The following is a 15,594-nucleotide window of genomic DNA, read 5'->3' as shown; positions in this document are numbered from 1 at the left end:
TGCCACATTTATCTCTTTTATTCAAACCCGAGAACCGAAGCGACTTTGGAAGAAGAATAACATAAATAGTCTCGGAGAACGGGCATTCGAGTATTCCGTTTAAAGAAGGCTAGCTTTAACTGCCAGAGCACGAGCAGCTTGCATCGCGCCGTTTCAAAGTAGTTGCTTGTAAAAGGGCCGGGGCTGGGATTCGAACCCAGGTCTAGGGATCCACAGTCCCCAGGGATAGCCTCTACCACACCCCGGCCATCCTGCAATCAGATAACGGAATCACTAATACAAACTATTGGGGGTTATCTATTTATTTTTCTTTTAACTACCGTTTCGCTGCAGGGGTGCTCCCGACTTTTGGACGGAACACGCTTTTTTCTCCGTTACCAGCCAGTGAAAGTAAGAAACCACCACCTGTCCTTCTTCATGCTTTTATGCGGTGACGCTTTTGCGCCACGGTCTGTCTGTGACGGGGAGGGGGTTATGAAGGGCGCAAGCGGCACTCAGCACTCGTCAGCAGTAGTTTAGTTAGTACGTGGTGAAAATGTGGGTCATACCTATCCGTCTCTCTCGTGCTTAGGGATGTACAGTGCAGTGCAGTCGCCGCAATGTTTTTCACGTACAAAGCGAATATAGATCTATACGCAGGGCTAATGGCGGTTGGTTCAGCATGCGGGTTGAAACGACAATGAAGGATTTATGCAGGAAGTGCGCGTATTTCGACGAGAGTAAAGTAGAGAATGAGCGGTATCTCTGCCCCAAAATGAATATGACGATCTGGTACGAGCAGAAATATGTCGGCTGTGGCGTCTTTAAAGCCAGGGAGGAATAAGTTTTTGGCCGTTTCCGGCTCCAAAACAATCAGTACTCCCGCATGCATCCATCATCCTCTGCTTCTGGATCTGCAGCGTCCTGCACCGTTCTTTACGTGAGACTATGCACTAACTATCTATCGAAAATTCGTGTATAGGTGGGTATTGTGGAGACGTTGAACTTTGAGTGGCCTTTTCTAGCCTGAGGTTTTCGAGGTCTACTTGCTGTTTTTGTTGCTATTCTAAATCGCCGATATAGTAATTATCCAAGATGTCCTGGGCACTCTGGGAGTGCGGTTCTTCCGTAACCGGCTTTGTTTCCCATAGTTCCGTCGCATCTGTTCCACAACTTTCGAGTAGTAACGGCCCTCCACCGCCACCATGGCAGGGTATAGTGGTGACATTATACACCTTACCCTGAACCACGATCCAACAATCCTGAGCTGAATTGTGTTGTGCGACCTCTTCAAGGCTAAACGTATTCTGACTTCCCGGCGTGGGTGTGTCGTATTGTTCTGACGGTACGGGCGAAGGAGTTTCATCTTCTTCGATACAACCCGCGAAGATCATACCAAGTATGAGTGCTGCTACGACTAGTAGACACACTGCAGCTTTTCTCATCGTCTTTTTCACCTCCGGTTAATAATCAATGTGGATTAGCTTAAAATTTTTTCGCTAGCTGTACTGACACTCATGGATTCCCGTCCTCATGCACGGTTCCACACTACTGAATTGGGCTATCCAAAGTCCTTTGTAACGGCTGTGAGTTCTGCGAATGTGGATACGGATACGACACAATTTGACGTTTTTCCTCGGAACTTCGTTCACTCAGATCGGGAGAGGTCGCCAATAGTCTCTGCTGTAGGGAAAACGCATAGTATATATAGTTCGTCCAGACAATAGTGTATTCGGCTAATAAATAACGAGGTGGTTTTTATGGCAATGGATCCTCAAGAACTGGAAGGGAAGAAGAAGATGGTTTTAAGCATGTGCATCTGTGCGGGATGTCCAAGCTGGGTTGAATGTGGAGAAAAAGGCGGATTTTGTTTCCCGACGATAGGGAAGAGCACCTGTATTACCGAAGAAGAAGGCTGCATCTGTGGTAGATGCCCGGTAACAGCGGAGATGGGGCTTACACACGGCTTTTATTGTACACGAGGATCAGACAAAGAACAATCAGGGCTGTAACTATTACATCACGCGATACAGACTCGCAAAGCACTGCAGTGATTGGGCGATATGCCGCCTCTCTTAAATAACGGGCGGGTGGGCGATAACCCGGCCCTGAAGTGACCAGTAATTGCTAGGAGAAGCTTTACATAAGTACCGTACGTACCATGAAGAGAAGAAGCGAAGCGGAGTACAAAAAGAAACTGACGCCCGAGGAGTATCATATCTTGAGGGAGAGAGGTACCGAGACTGCATTTAGTGGGGAGTATTATAAAACCAAGGCACGTGGGAGCTATTATTGCAAAGCGTGCGGCAATAAGGTATTTGAATCGGATACAAAATTCGATTCGGGCTGTGGCTGGCCGAGTTTCTTTGATGTTGTTCAGGATGCCGTGGAGTTGAAGCCCGATACGAGATTTGATGAGGAACGTACGGAGATTGTCTGTAAGAACTGCGGCAGTCACCTCGGCCACTTATTTGACGACGGCCCGAAACCAACCGGGAAACGATACTGCATCAACTCGTTAGCATTGGATTTCAAGGCGGGAGAGTGGGTGACCAGTAGCAGTAGCATGAGCACGCACGTGAATAACCAGCAACTCACGTAACGCTCTTATCCGGTTCGATTTCTCTCTACACTCCATACTCACGTCGACGTTTCGACCTTAACGGGTTTCCGTTCACAAAACTTTTTAACCGACCAGTACAATCTCATTAGTATAGACCTGAAAAACCATGAAGCACTCGAAGTTCCTCACTTTTGGTTTTCTGGTATTCGTCATTGCAGCGAGCATTTTGTTCAGTGGCTGCGTTCAACAAGAAGAAGCAGAAGAAGCAGAACCCGTGGATTATGTTGAGATTACCGCGTATGAAGGCGAAGACCTTTCTTCGATCGATGATTTCCGAGAGAATTCGATAAAAGGCCCGCAGCACGTAGACAAAGAGAGCTATGCGCTTAGAATCACGGGTCTTGTGGAGAATCCTCAAACGTATTCGTATGATGAGGTCGTTGGTGCCTTCGACCCCCGGAAAAAAGTGGTGCGATTGGACTGCGTCGAGGGCTGGGGTGTAACGATTCTCTGGGAGGGTGTGTTGGTTGGGGATTTACTACAGGAAGCGAATCCCGACTCAAATGCAACGGTCGTTATATTCCACGCCTATGACGGCTACACCACGTCTTTTCCGCTTGAGTATATCCAGGATAATGATATCATCATGGCGTATAAAATGAACAACGTTACGCTTCCGCCAGAGCGCGGGTTCCCGTTCGAGCTCGTAGCAGAGAGTAAATGGGGCTACAAGTGGATAAAATGGATAACGGAGATCGAATTATCGGACGACGTTACGTACCGAGGCTACTGGGAAAGCCGCGGCTATTCGAACACGGGTAATGTAACTGAAAGCTTTTTGGGGCGGTAGTTACCACTTGCTTCCTCCCGAGCCGTTTCGGCGACCTCTCGCACGGTTTTCACTACGGGCTGTACAGTCCATTATCCCCTTTTGTATAGCCCCCAGCCATTTTGGGTGGGGATAAGAATCAGGACCGTCCTCGTTCTAAGGGGCTGCTTACGATCGCATCAAATTCTTCTTGGCTCAGGTATTGCGGTGTATAGTCGTAACCTTGCCGTTCGAGGGTTGAAACAAAAGCCCGTAAGTGATTTCGTGATCCCTTCATCAGGTTTTCGTACACCAGCGTTATGTCCTCGTTATCGGTCTCTGCAAGGTACTCTTGCAAATCAAGTATGTCAATTTCCTCTACCGCAGCGCCAACGTTGAGTGCGTCTTGCAATGATATGCTTCCATCATTGACAAGGTTTTCGTAGAGCGCTTGAAGTTCAGGGTTGCTGAACGATCCGATTGTAGCCGTAGCCGGGTCGACCAATCCATATTTATCGATAAGCGTCTTAACCGCATCAGTATGGGTCTGTTCAGACCGCGCAATGTTATTAAAAATTGGTAGATTCCACTGCTCGTAGAGCGTGAGGTACACGTCGTGGGCTAATTTTTCCTCTTCGCGCATATACAGGATGCCCGCCTTTTCAGCATCGCTTAGGACTTCCACAGGCATTTGATCAATTGTGGATCTCAGAACGGGTTCATCGATGGACGTACTACCGCTCTCATCGACAGTTGTCATATCGTTCGTTTTCTGGAAACCTCCCCAAACGTAAAAGCCCAGCATCATTACGACGACAACCACCACAACTCCCACCGCCACAGGTTTTTTATTCATGTCTTATACTAGCAGTATCCTCCTGCGTTACCTCAATTAGTTCAGCACTCAAATAAAGCTTTCGCTTTTGGTGGCTTTATATCATGTAAGCACCCATGCGTTCTATCTTGCTTCGGATTTAGCACCTGTCCCGCTATTTATTTAACGCTGACGGACGGACGTATTGAGACCTATTGCCTTCCTCTTTTGTAGCACGAGCGGTAAGAGTACTGAAAAATTATAGACAGCACTCAGTTTTATAACTGAGAAGGGAGAACGTAAGAACGAGGCAAAACGTATGGATCAGGCGGTATTAGTTCTCATCAAGCCAGATGGGTTGAGAAAATCGTTGACCGGGAACATTTTAACGAGATTATCAGAAGCAAAGCTGAAGATTGTGGCGGCGAAAATGGTGCGTGTCTCACGGGAGTTGGCGGAGGAGCACTATGGGCACCTTAAAGATGAGCCGTTCTTTGAAGAGTTGATACGGTATATACAGGGGGAACTGCACAGCTGCAGGAAAGTGATGGCGTTGGTTTATTGGGGTGAGGACGCGATAAGAAAATGCAGAGAACTTGCCGGCGCAACCAATCCCGAAGAGGCAGAACCGACCTCTATCCGGGGCGGGTACGGTAGAATACTTAGATCAGGCCTTTTTGAGAATGTCATTCATGTCTCTTCCGATGAAACAGAGGCAGAGCGCGAGATAAAACTGTGGTTCCGTCCCGATGAAATAATCCTCGATTTATATCCCACAAAGGATGTTGCCATCGAGAACTGCATGAGGCGGGAGTGGGCGCGATAACGAGGGTGCCGATACGAGAGAAAACGTTTGTGGGTTCAATTGGTTCTTTTCAGGTCAACGCGTAATTAGCGGATGGAATGTACAAATAACATTTTTGAGCGTAGAGAGTAGAGCGAGCGATCTATCGGCAACGGCAACGGCAACGGCAACATGCCGCAATTACATAAAATTCACCAGGATCTCCTTATTATACTGGTCGAAATCAATACTGTCTAATGTCTGTTTAATGAGACTCGCTTTCCAGACATGACCTATCGTACGAGCTTCGTACTCGACAAGGCCTGATTTCTTGTCGTGGCTTTCTTCTAATTCGAGATACTTCTCCTTACCCCCAGGCTTCCCACTCGTGTGTGCGTAGAGACCCAGGAACTTTTGAACCTCTCCCTTTATACTGCCGTTCTTCCGTTGATACGTGCCATAGGATATGGCGAAGACGGGAGCGCCGGACATACCGGAAACGGCAGACACGTCTACGAGAAACAGAGGTTTGGCATCGAAATCAATTTCGGGTTCACTTGCCACACTTCCCGTGTGCCAGACGGGCAGCGCATTCGTTTTGTCATAAAATCCGTCCGGATACCCGACCAGCGTCACGGTCGTCGCTGGTCTGATCTTTATATCGCCCTCGGCCCATTCCGGGGAGAGCGCTTTTACGTCGCAGCCGTTGTACAGGGTGTTGAGGAGTGGTATTACCGCTAAATCGGCTTCAGGACAGGATGAACTTGTTATCCAACGTGGTTTCTCGTCCTTCGTAAACAAGGGGAGGTGCACGATCTTAATATCGCCGGGTACTTCCGCGGAACGATGAAACTGGAACGTGATGCTGTCGCCTTGAGGCGGCTTTTGCTCTGACGGGCTCGAGCCGGTCAGAACGTGATACGCGGTAACGAGGTAGAGAATTTTAAGATTGAGGTTCCGATGCAGGTATAAATAAAAGAAACCGGTACCCTGTGAGACCACCGTATCGCCTTTGGCAAGGACGACCGGTGTGGTAGAACGAGAGATTTGTTCAACCACCATTGCTTCTTATCACCCCCATCTCGCAATTAAGTATCGCTCTATAGTTAGATCCCATTATATATAAAATAAAGTTCGCTTTATGCACACCCGTTACCGAGACGTACGTTAAGGTAGGCGAAGCGTCCTCTTTTATTGGTTCACTTCACTACACTTTACTTCACGAGTTGCAATTTAAGGAAGACGCCACGATCAATGATGGTAGCTCGCGCGAAGCGCAGTTCAGGAGCAGCGAGCAGCATTTCCAGCTCGCGTAAGGTGACCGATGAGTGCGCCCGTACGAGCCTCAGGAAGAGGAACGCTAAGAACCGGCCATATTCATTTCTGAATGCTGCATTGACCTCGTTCGTGGTATCGCGCCGCGCGTCATAGATCTAGGCTTCGTGCTGCGCTTTGAGGACACGACGAATCTCCGTGAGGCACTCGAGCGGTCGTGACCAGTGATGGAAGCTGAGCGTGCTTAGGATTAAGTCGAAAGAGCCATCGTCAAAGGGCAGATCGGCGGCATTCGCGCGTTGAAACCGCACGTGGTCCGCAACGCCCTTCTTTGCTGCGTTTTTACGCGCTATTTTCACCATTGCGGGCGAGAGGTCAATACCGTCGAGTTCTAAACCGGGCGCGCGTGCAGCGATCTCGATAAGCAGATAGCCCGGGCCGGTTCCGATATCCAATATCCGTCCTGCGGTGATCGTTCCGGTAACCTCAGCCGCCACCGCTTTACACAAGTCCCGTAACGGCGGGCTCTTGCGCGCAATAAATGCGTAGATATAAGATCCCAGGGCGGGAATGCTCTCGATTTTCATTCTTCTCGGTGAAACTGCATTAGAGTTTTACTAACCTAAAGATAACGGGTGCGAGAAGGTTACGCGTAGACCGAACAAGCGCGAGGAAAGAAGGTTCATTGCAACTAACTCTATCTCAGTTTTCCAAGATTCGCCACGATCTCGGGCAACAGCTCTGCGGGTATCGCAACGAAGATATCCTCATCTTTGAGTTTCATAGACCTCCTTGCACCCATATCACCCAGGCTGTAAACAACTTCTCCGGACAAAAAGGGGTAAGCAACCACTGCTGAACAGATAGGCGGCCCTGTTAAGCCCAGGGTATTCTTACCCGATTCGTATGCAGCGGCCTCGGCGATTTTCATGCCTTGCTTCGCATTGCAGATGAGAACAACGATGTCAGGTTCAAATGTTGCGGATTCGAGCGGCGAAAAAGAAACCACTTTGACGGTTTCTGGTTCGATTCTCGGGATCGAGCTGATAAATCGCCTTGCAGCTCTCGTAGAGCCAAAGAGCCCCAAATCCCGGGCAAGGAACTCGCCGGTCTTCAGCCGTTCACTCGGCGTTATCATCCCACAGCTATAAGCGCCTCCGTCACACTCATGGTTCTCGTAGACCGTATAGAACGATTCTCCGTCAAGTCTGACTTTATCGAGCATTTGACAGAGTCTCATTCGCCCTTTCAGTTGTTCAACGCCTTCCGGAGGTTCGGTAGAGAACGCAATAGCAATCGGAGAGCTTTCGAGCCTCAGAATACCCTTTAGTTTATTTGAGAGTTCGGCATACATGTGTTTTCATCACCACCGGATTTTCTATATCCTATCCTAAGGGATAAACCTTCTGTTTTTTTACTTCTTGGGACAACGGCGTGTGAGGTACGGAATTCTAACGAATAAGACAATGAAGGACTTATACAAGGCAAGACGGGCAGGAGATGCACGTACTTTGACGAGCGTGACGGTGCTCGGATGAATATGACGAGCTGGTATGAGCAGGACTAACTATGTCGGCTGGCTGCGGCGTGTTTAAAGCCAATGTTGAAGCTAAAGCGGAGAAATAAGAAATGAATGAATGAGCAGTAGAGCTGCTGTTTTTTATACCTGCTTATAAAGGGGGTGCTACTTCTTTCTCAGCCGATTTGTTTTTTTCGCCGCTTATCACGCTCAAAGCAGAAAGCGGTAATGTAATGACTTCAACGAGGCCTGTTCTTTACTTACACTAAGCAGGAATTAACGTGGACACGCAGGTAGCGATCTTAGTGCAGTAGCCAGAGTCCATAACCTGTTTTTGCTTGTTTAACAATTCACGTAATTCGGATAGATAGATTACCGGCACTTTGGGCGAGAACACCTTAAGATTCACCCGTGGCTCGGCGAAAACCACGATCGTGTCAACCCAGACGTTCTTTAAACCGCATTCCGCGAGGAATTTGCTCAATGCTACAGAATGACCGATCCCTTGCTTAACCGGGTTATAGAAAGTTGTTTCGTGATGGTTGATAACCTGGGACCACTTCTGCTTTGCCGCGTTTCCGTAGATCGTGCCCCGGTAGTTCTTTGTCTCGATGGTGAAAACGCCAACAGGAGCGACAACAAGGTGATCAATTTGAGAACGTCCGACAACCATGTCATTGAAGATAAACCACTCGTCAGGGAAGCGGGCCAGTACGTTCGCCACGCGATTTTCGCCCACTGCACCGAGGTGAAATTTATGCCCTCCTCGTATCAAAACCGTTCCTGCGATAAGTAAGAAGCCGCCAACAACCACAGCTCGAGTAAAAAATATGATGATGATCACGCCGATGCCCGCGCATGCGAAACCAACGCCAGCTCTTTTATAAAAGGCTGCGTTAAGGCTTTCTTGCTGTTTTAACACGGTTGCCATGGTTATTTCTATCGACGCGCCAGGACATATAAAGGTTCCTCTTTAGGGGCAGGTAGAAGCTTCTTTCAGCGCTGCTTACGGAGGGGAGGGTTTCGGGGCGGGTTTATAGTATGAATCGCCCGTCATCTTTTGTTGTATGCAGCTTATGCACGTGCTGGTTAAGCCACCCGATCTTCTCTACTTCTCGGGCGTCGAATTCAGGAACGTACGGCTTGATGTCCAAAAGCGGCGTACCATCGACGATATCGAGATCGCGAACGTAGAGTTTCACGCCCTCTACTTTGAGGAGCCGCACAATCGATAGGCCGATAGGGTTGGGACGTGCCGGTGCCCGGGTAACAAAGACGCCGTGTAACTGATCGTCGAGATAGGGCTTTACCGTTAAGGAATAGCCGTGCGAAAGATGGAAATGAAAGATCAGATAGATATGCGAGAAGCCTTCTATGTCGGTGAGCCCGTCCGCGTATTCCGGAAAGATCTCAACCGTGCCCTCGACATCGTGTGCGGCTGCGGCCTGTATGGGCATGCTCTGCGGCTCTTTGAACGGTGAATGGATAACTCCAATTGGCGCGTATCGTATTTCATTCATAGTGGTTACTGATATGACGGGATTTGGTTAAGATAACTCTACCCTCACCTTTGTACTGGCAGCGTGTGATAGCTACATGTAGGACTCAGAATACTGCGGACCAATCCAAATGAATGAATCTTTATCCATTAAATAGTTCTATCTCACTATTTGTAAATACTACTTCGATGCCCGATTCTCAAAATTACCAGGTACTCGTCCTCAATATCAAAGATGACACGGTAATCTCCAATTCTGAATCGGTACGTTCCTATTTTAGTGTGGATTAACTTTCGTGCATACGTAAGAGGCTCTTCAGCGTATTCCTTGAGTTTCAGCGTGATTCTCTGTTGCGTATTCCTCTCAATGTCTCCAGGTCTCTCAGCGCCCGCTGGGTAACTACGATCTTATACATCAAGGATATCCTCAAGCGGCTTCACGTTACCTTCTTTATAATCGCGTCGTGCCTCTGCAATAGAGCGGAGATGCTCGTCACTTGAGAGCGCTACTATATCCTCGATGACGTCTTCTAGGGCACCTCTGATTGTATCGGTTATTAACGATTGCAGTTCAGTAACAGTCAAATCTTTCACTTTCGTCTCCATACGTAAACACTCCCTTGTCTACAATTGGGATGCGGATATTTTATACTTACCTTGCTCGACCAGACTGGAAGATACCTGGTTCCTTATGCGCGTTCTTACCTCACCGCACCGCACTGCACCATTATCTTCCGGGATCGGTTGCATGCAGTCAGTACTTTGCTCAGGCGGTGTCCCCCCACTTCTGCAATAGTCCGTTCCTCTTTTCGGTTCGGGCAGCTTTAAATAACGGAATTGCCCTGACCAGAGCACAGAAAGGATAACTTCTAACGCGCGAACTTAGAGCCCGAACGTAAGTACTGCGAAGACAACAACGCCCAACACCAGAAGAGCGATTCCTGTACCGATGAGGAGCTTCCGCATCTTCTTTTCCTGCTCGGTCAGTTCAGACCACGGTTTCTGCTTCTTGCCCGCTGCCAGGCCACTCGCAAACCCTACAGCGATACCAGCGGCCATGCCCATGAGATAGCCGACAATCCAATCACTCATTTTCGGTTACGATGCTCCTATAATCAACTTGAGGTTATTCGTAGTTATTTTTTTAATCCTGATCATTACCATGCGATGTGATTTGAAGTCTCTTTTACTGCTTAATACCATAATCCAATGCCTTTGTAATAGGTAGTGTGAATCCGTCAAAAATTTGACGTTAACTACTCCCCTAAAATTCCTGTTAAAATGTTTTTCTCGATGTTCACAATCTTTGATCTCAGCTCATTTTGTTCTTCATTCGACGCAAGCGCTTTTCCTTGGTATTTTTTTCTAAATTCTTCGACATCCCCTACGACATCCGCTATTTCTTTAGTCCTCAGAGTAATATACGCTCCAAAATCCTTGGTTTCATCTACAAACTCCTCCAGATATATATTTAGTGAGTTTAGCGTTTCGTTAACCTTCCAAAAATCATCGCTTGACTCTTGAACCCACTCTACTCTCTCGTTACAAAAATCAAACAAATTTTCAATGAATATCTTTATTTGGTTCGTATCATGATAACTCCTACCTGAATCGGTGGGAATGCAATTCCACAGAATAGAAGGGAATCTAGGCTCTCTCGAAACCTCTAGATCTAATCTTTCCACAAAGATTGTTTGAAGAAAACTAATGAATTTTTGGAAATATTCAGCTGCCTTCTCTGTTTGGTTACTGGCTGAGTAATTAACAAACATTTTCAGTAGCAAATTAAGGTTCAATTCTAAATTTCTTTCAAATTTAGTTACATTAATTCGATCAAGTAAGTGCTCTACTATTTCACAATGTTCTGCATTTACCAACTCAGGGATGCAAGCAATCCAGTCTATCTTTTTACCCTCAATGGTTTCTTGTTGACGTAAAGAATCATAACGACCAAGACCATTCTGCAGATTGAGTAAGTAATAATTTTTGACGGAAGGGAATACTTTCTCAAATTTATACGGCAAACAAACAACACGTTCATACAATGATGAGGGAATTTTTGACGCATCATCATAATATTTAAGTTTATTAGAGTAAATCTGATATGCCTTCGGATCTATCAATATACACGTGAGTTTTTTGTTTTTCCTCGCTGCATCCCAAAGTAGCCTTCTGATATGTTCATCTCTGAAAGAATACCCCACGATAACCAAAAACTTGCACGTTTCTGACTCAAGACGATGTTTTATCTCCACGAGCAGTTCTAAAAGCGGTTCGGCATAATCCCACTTTTGCATTGGGTAAAGCATGAGGTTAATAGCTTTCTCACGAGTAATAAGTTCTATTTCGCTTTCCATTGTCCTAATAGGTACTTTGACGTAACCTGCTTTGTCGCTTTGATACCACATTACTGATCCATGTAACTTATAAAGACGAATATCTGTGTGTTCCTTAGCAAAAGTCTTTGGATTCCATTCAAGTTCAAAACCATCCTGATAGACACGTCTGTAAACATTACAGAACTGCTCTATACAGGTGTCATAATTCACCGATATAATATCTAAAGGTTCTTCCAAGAATCCAAGAATTGGTTCCAAATATTTTATTGACTCCTCTGATACAATAGCTTTGCTTTTAATAAAATCTTTCAAATCTTTTATCAATGGTTCTATTAGAGTTAAATCGCTTAAAGCGAACTTATCTTCTTTAAAAAACGATGTTAGTGGTTCTTCATCTTTCCTTTCAAGTTTTGTTAATGTCTCTAATAAGAGTTCAATGTCAATCTCTGATCCTTTCCACTCCTCTAGAGTCTCGATTATTTGATTAATTGATTCTTTTTTAGCAGCGTCACTTATACTCTCTCTAAATTCTTCAACAAAGGAATACGTATCGGGAACCCCAGCAGCAACGGATGCACCAGCACCTAAAAAGAATATCACCCGTGAAGATTGTATATTATCCTCCATTCTATTCACTCCATAAACAACTGATTCTTATCTAGGTGAAGCAATTTATAAATCTTTCGCATAATCACTGTTTTGTAGACTCATAACTCTCTACCGCAACATCTCCTTCTTATCCATGTCGATGGGGGGGTTCACCGCCTTGCTTCGAAAAGAACTCAGAGAATACAATCCCTGATATCAACGTAGAAGGGACTGAACGCTGGTAGTTCTGATTTAACGTCGCGTTCGATCGCTTTGGCATAGATATGCCACGTATCGATCTGCGGTTTGAACTTTTTGATGACCTCAACGAGCGGGTCGTCCGGATCGAGATTGGCGACGAAGAAATCGCGGTTGGCATCGAGCACGACGTTATTGAGCGTGCTAATAAGGGCTGACATCGCCGCGGCATGGTCAGGCTCGAATGCGTGATCGGTCATGAAATAGACCCTGAAATACTCGCCCTCGGCTGGTATCCGCGGCATGGGACCAAAGAGGCTCAGGAAGCCATAGAGCGCGCGCATCACCTTCCACAGGCGCGGCTCGTGCGTATAGCACATCTCTGCCAGTACTGACCAATCCCATAAACCCGCGCAGGCCACCACCCTACCACTATCCGCCCCGTCTTGCGAGCGAGCGACCCAGAACCGCTCCAGGCCGTAGCCCGGCATTCCGGTCAGATGCGAAACAAACCCTTCAGGCGTGTAAGGCGCGAAGTGCGCGTACCCTGCATAATACTCGTTGATAAGACGCACGACCGCGGGAATATCTCGTATCGTAACGCGTTCGATCGTATAGTGATCCTCTGCGATCTCCGCTTTTTTATAGGCCGTTACGGCACATGATTTGAGCGCTCTCATGCTCGAATAGCCCAGCTGCTCGAACAACGCTTTCGACGCATCGTTCGGGCCGTAGATGTAGCAATACAGGTGATTCGATCCCGTTTCTTGTGCATGCTGCTCCGCCTCGTTCACCAGGGTGGTAGCCACCCCCTTTCGCCGGAAGTCCGGATGCACCATCACCTCGGCGAGATAGACGTACGGCTCGTGCTGCGTGGGCGACTGCTTCACCGTCCAGCCGATCCAACCACCAACTTCACCAGCTCCCGCCTCAGCCTCATCATCCTCATCGTCCGCTTCGGCTACAAGGACGTTCCAGTTATCATACAGCGCATAGCGTGCGGTGATGCTCGATTTTTTGTCCACGCCCACAGCGCACTGCTCGTTACCGTGCGGACACAACTTCTCGATCGCTAACAGCCGGGTAGTATCGCCTGCCTCGAACGGTCTAATGCGAACCAGTTCTATCACCTCCTATTAAGCTATACTATTGTTTACCGATAAACAAGTTTCTGCCCTCTGACTGCTGAGCATTCAAAAGCCCGTCATTCACCGTTTCAGCTCTTCCTGTCCTCGTCTACAAAGAGTGTTCCCCGTGCTGCGGTGTGGCGCAGTACGGCGCGACACGATGCGACGCGTAAACCTAATATCCTCTCACACCTTTATTATACCTGATGACAGAAGAACCGGTATCCTGGTTCGGGCAGGAGCGGATAGACACCGATGCGAAAGCACTGGGTGTTTACCTAACGACACTGATAGTACGATTCCGGGTGCGCTACCGGACTGACGTCCCGATGCTGCGTAGCGACGAGTTTCTATTCGGAGCGCGATTGAAACCCTTCCTTACCCTTTTCCTGAAGGATGATGAGCAGGAGCTGAAGGACGCGCTGGCCGCCGGTGAAGAGTTCCTCAACGCGTTATGCAAGAACACCTCGTTCTCTGACTTCGACGAGGCTCTGGACGACATCGAGCGGTACTTTTACGAGACGTTCAAAGACGTGTACCTTCGACACGTGAACCGCGCCGCAATGACGGGGACCATAGCTGATTACGACGCGTCTGCATTGATCAAAACGTTTTTGAAGGACGTCTCAGTAGACAGATTCTCGAAGGGTAAAACCACTAGTGTCGGCACGTGCATCGTACTGACACCGTTTGGCGATCTCACCGAATTTTATGGCTTATCGCAAGACGAAGCGAACCGATTTCTGGAGATTCTGCGTGAATCGTGCGTCATGTTCCTCGATATCGTGCCTGCGCCCGTTTTAGAGCAGGAGTTTATCGAAAGTTTAGCGTAACTGAGTAAGTGAGTGAGTAAGTAAAGCGGAGAAGGCGCGGGGTTGTCTCGTTGTAAGGACCGGCACGAAATCCTTAAGAAGCTTGGCCAATAATCATCTCTACAAGAACCAACCTCGGCTCTCGTGCTGCTTCAACCCGCAAGTAAGTAAAAATGAACGCGTTAGCATTACTGGGAAACGCACCGGTTATCGTCGGCGTACTGAGCACGCTGTCCGTCCACGACGCGACGCGCGCGCGAGACCAGGGCGCTGACGCTATAGAATTGCGGATAGACCTCATGAACGAGGAAGATCGCGATATAAAGAAGCTACAAGGATTCGTATCGCAGCTCGACGTGCCGGTGATTGCAACGAACAGAAGGAAGGAAGAAGGCGGCGCGTTCACTGGCACCGAATTGGAGCGAATTGCACTGCTCATCAGCATCCTCGACACCGTTAACGTGGATGCGGTAGACATCGAGCTTTCTTCTCCGCCGGAGGAAAAACAGATGTTAGTAGAGAAGGCGAAAAGCCTTCGCGTTCCTGTTATTTGCTCGTTTCATGATTTTAACGGTACGCCATCACGTTCGGAGCTCGAAGCGATCGTTACACACATGTACGACGAGGGCGCGAGCATTGCGAAGATCGCGGTGACGCCGCAAACATTCAGCGATGCACTGCTGGTACTCGATCTTACTGATACGCTCACACAAACGGGCAAGGTGATCACAACGATCGGTATGGGCCCTGTGGGTAAGCATCTGCGTCTCATAGCGCCACTGTACGGATCGGTATTGACCTACGGGTATATCGAAGGTGAGGAAGCAGTAGCACCGGGCCAATTCAGTGTCAAGGAACTCAGGAGCATGCTGGAGCTCTTAGGCGTCAAATAATCCGTTTCTTGAGCGAGTTTACCGATTCGATGTCCTTCATGCCGCGTAGCCCCAGAATCCGTCCGATTCGCTCCCTGTACTGATTATCCACCTTCACACCTGCGCGTTCCAGCCGTGCGATTAATCGCTTGTTAACGCTCTTGCCCGCGCGGTCATAGTCGGTCAGTATCGTAACGCGCTTGTATCTACTGCAGAGATAATCGACGAACTCGGTATCCGGCCGCGAAGAGCACATGATAATCTCCTTCGTGATGCCCAGTTCCTCCAGCGCCGTTTTGTCCCGGACGCCCTCGACAATAACCGCGTCGACAGAATCGTCCATCTCCTCTATTACACGCTCTAACTCCGTATACGTTTCGCAATCCAACGTGTACTGCGGTCTACTCGATTTGTTCAT

General features: G+C 47.9%; 20 protein-coding genes and 1 tRNA gene. 7 read left to right on the top strand and 14 right to left on the bottom strand.

Going from position 1 to position 15,594, the window contains the following annotated elements:
- Positions 1 to 175: 175 nt before the first annotated feature.
- Positions 176 to 247: transfer RNA gene (locus JW878_03725), tRNA-His, on the bottom strand.
- A 414-nt stretch (positions 248 to 661) separates the two neighbouring features.
- On the opposite strand from JW878_03725, the gene JW878_03720 reads away from it, so the two are divergent.
- Entirely contained in the window at positions 662 to 823 is a 162-nt protein-coding gene (locus JW878_03720) for a hypothetical protein (protein MBN1762177.1), read from the top strand.
- Between the two features lie 217 nt (positions 824 to 1,040).
- Here JW878_03720 and JW878_03715 read toward each other — a convergent pair whose 3' ends face one another.
- A complete protein-coding gene (locus JW878_03715; protein ID MBN1762176.1) occupies positions 1,041 to 1,424 on the bottom strand; it encodes a hypothetical protein in 384 nt (127 codons plus the stop codon).
- A 366-nt stretch (positions 1,425 to 1,790) separates the two neighbouring features.
- Between JW878_03715 and JW878_03710 the strand changes: the two genes are divergently transcribed.
- From JW878_03710 to JW878_03700, 3 genes are all read left to right on the top strand, one after another.
- Positions 1,791 to 1,991: a DUF2769 domain-containing protein gene (locus tag JW878_03710; GenBank protein ID MBN1762175.1), complete on the top strand. Its 201-nt coding sequence runs from the start codon at positions 1,791 to 1,793 to the stop codon at positions 1,989 to 1,991.
- A gap of 149 nt (positions 1,992 to 2,140) precedes the next feature.
- Positions 2,141 to 2,581 (top strand): peptide-methionine (R)-S-oxide reductase MsrB, encoded by a 441-nt coding sequence (msrB, locus tag JW878_03705; protein MBN1762174.1) that lies wholly within the window; start codon positions 2,141 to 2,143, stop codon positions 2,579 to 2,581.
- 127 nt (positions 2,582 to 2,708) lie between these two features.
- Complete coding sequence (locus JW878_03700) at positions 2,709 to 3,392, top strand: molybdopterin-dependent oxidoreductase (protein ID MBN1762173.1); 684 nt, start codon at positions 2,709 to 2,711, stop codon at positions 3,390 to 3,392.
- 118 nt (positions 3,393 to 3,510) lie between these two features.
- On the opposite strand, the gene JW878_03695 is transcribed toward JW878_03700, so the two are convergent.
- The gene (locus JW878_03695) at positions 3,511 to 4,158 is read right to left on the bottom strand and encodes a DUF2202 domain-containing protein (protein MBN1762172.1); all 648 of its coding nucleotides are present in this window, start codon (positions 4,156 to 4,158) and stop codon (positions 3,511 to 3,513) included.
- Positions 4,159 to 4,483: 325 nt separating this feature from the next.
- Between JW878_03695 and JW878_03690 the strand changes: the two genes are divergently transcribed.
- On the top strand, positions 4,484 to 4,990 hold the full coding sequence (locus JW878_03690; GenBank protein MBN1762171.1) for a nucleoside-diphosphate kinase: 507 nt from the start codon (positions 4,484 to 4,486) through the stop codon (positions 4,988 to 4,990).
- Positions 4,991 to 5,149: 159 nt separating this feature from the next.
- On the opposite strand, the gene JW878_03685 is transcribed toward JW878_03690, so the two are convergent.
- The 10 genes from JW878_03685 to JW878_03640 form a co-directional block, all read right to left on the bottom strand.
- Positions 5,150 to 6,010, bottom strand: coding sequence for a trypsin-like peptidase domain-containing protein (locus JW878_03685; protein MBN1762170.1), 861 nt, complete (start codon positions 6,008 to 6,010; stop codon positions 5,150 to 5,152).
- 371 nt (positions 6,011 to 6,381) lie between these two features.
- Entirely contained in the window at positions 6,382 to 6,810 is a 429-nt protein-coding gene (locus JW878_03680; protein ID MBN1762169.1) for a class I SAM-dependent methyltransferase, read from the bottom strand.
- 110 nt (positions 6,811 to 6,920) lie between these two features.
- Positions 6,921 to 7,577, bottom strand: a complete 657-nt coding sequence (locus JW878_03675; GenBank protein ID MBN1762168.1) for a DUF169 domain-containing protein — start codon at positions 7,575 to 7,577, stop codon at positions 6,921 to 6,923.
- Between the two features lie 430 nt (positions 7,578 to 8,007).
- A complete protein-coding gene (locus tag JW878_03670) occupies positions 8,008 to 8,673 on the bottom strand; it encodes an NERD domain-containing protein (protein MBN1762167.1) in 666 nt (221 codons plus the stop codon).
- Positions 8,674 to 8,776: 103 nt separating this feature from the next.
- On the bottom strand, positions 8,777 to 9,262 hold the full coding sequence (tsaA, locus tag JW878_03665) for a tRNA (N6-threonylcarbamoyladenosine(37)-N6)-methyltransferase TrmO (GenBank protein MBN1762166.1): 486 nt from the start codon (positions 9,260 to 9,262) through the stop codon (positions 8,777 to 8,779).
- 146 nt (positions 9,263 to 9,408) lie between these two features.
- The gene (locus tag JW878_03660) at positions 9,409 to 9,609 is read right to left on the bottom strand and encodes a type II toxin-antitoxin system RelE/ParE family toxin (protein MBN1762165.1); all 201 of its coding nucleotides are present in this window, start codon (positions 9,607 to 9,609) and stop codon (positions 9,409 to 9,411) included.
- A 39-nt stretch (positions 9,610 to 9,648) separates the two neighbouring features.
- Positions 9,649 to 9,846, bottom strand: a complete 198-nt coding sequence (locus tag JW878_03655; GenBank protein MBN1762164.1) for a hypothetical protein — start codon at positions 9,844 to 9,846, stop codon at positions 9,649 to 9,651.
- A 276-nt stretch (positions 9,847 to 10,122) separates the two neighbouring features.
- Positions 10,123 to 10,332 (bottom strand): hypothetical protein, encoded by a 210-nt coding sequence (locus tag JW878_03650; GenBank protein MBN1762163.1) that lies wholly within the window; start codon positions 10,330 to 10,332, stop codon positions 10,123 to 10,125.
- Positions 10,333 to 10,496: 164 nt separating this feature from the next.
- Positions 10,497 to 12,206 carry an SIR2 family protein gene (locus tag JW878_03645; protein ID MBN1762162.1) on the bottom strand — a complete coding sequence of 570 codons (1,710 nt, stop codon included), beginning with the start codon at positions 12,204 to 12,206 and terminating at the stop codon, positions 10,497 to 10,499.
- 155 nt (positions 12,207 to 12,361) lie between these two features.
- Positions 12,362 to 13,495: a GNAT family N-acetyltransferase gene (locus tag JW878_03640; GenBank protein MBN1762161.1), complete on the bottom strand. Its 1,134-nt coding sequence runs from the start codon at positions 13,493 to 13,495 to the stop codon at positions 12,362 to 12,364.
- Positions 13,496 to 13,698: 203 nt separating this feature from the next.
- Here JW878_03640 and JW878_03635 point away from each other — a divergent pair, with 203 nt between their 5' ends.
- Together JW878_03635 and aroD are read left to right on the top strand one after the other, a co-directional pair.
- A complete protein-coding gene (locus JW878_03635) occupies positions 13,699 to 14,325 on the top strand; it encodes a hypothetical protein (protein ID MBN1762160.1) in 627 nt (208 codons plus the stop codon).
- 152 nt (positions 14,326 to 14,477) lie between these two features.
- Entirely contained in the window at positions 14,478 to 15,197 is a 720-nt protein-coding gene (gene aroD / locus JW878_03630; protein MBN1762159.1) for a type I 3-dehydroquinate dehydratase, read from the top strand.
- On the opposite strand, the gene JW878_03625 is transcribed toward aroD, so the two are convergent.
- On the bottom strand, positions 15,190 to 15,594 hold the full coding sequence (locus JW878_03625; GenBank protein ID MBN1762158.1) for a toprim domain-containing protein: 405 nt from the start codon (positions 15,592 to 15,594) through the stop codon (positions 15,190 to 15,192). The two genes, aroD and JW878_03625, sit on opposite strands and share 8 nt — an antisense overlap.

This window comes from Methanomicrobia archaeon (genome assembly GCA_016930255.1).
In the GTDB taxonomy this organism is placed as follows: Archaea; Halobacteriota; Syntropharchaeia; order Alkanophagales; family Methanospirareceae; genus JACGMN01.
This window is presented reverse-complemented; position numbering and strand designations above follow the sequence as displayed.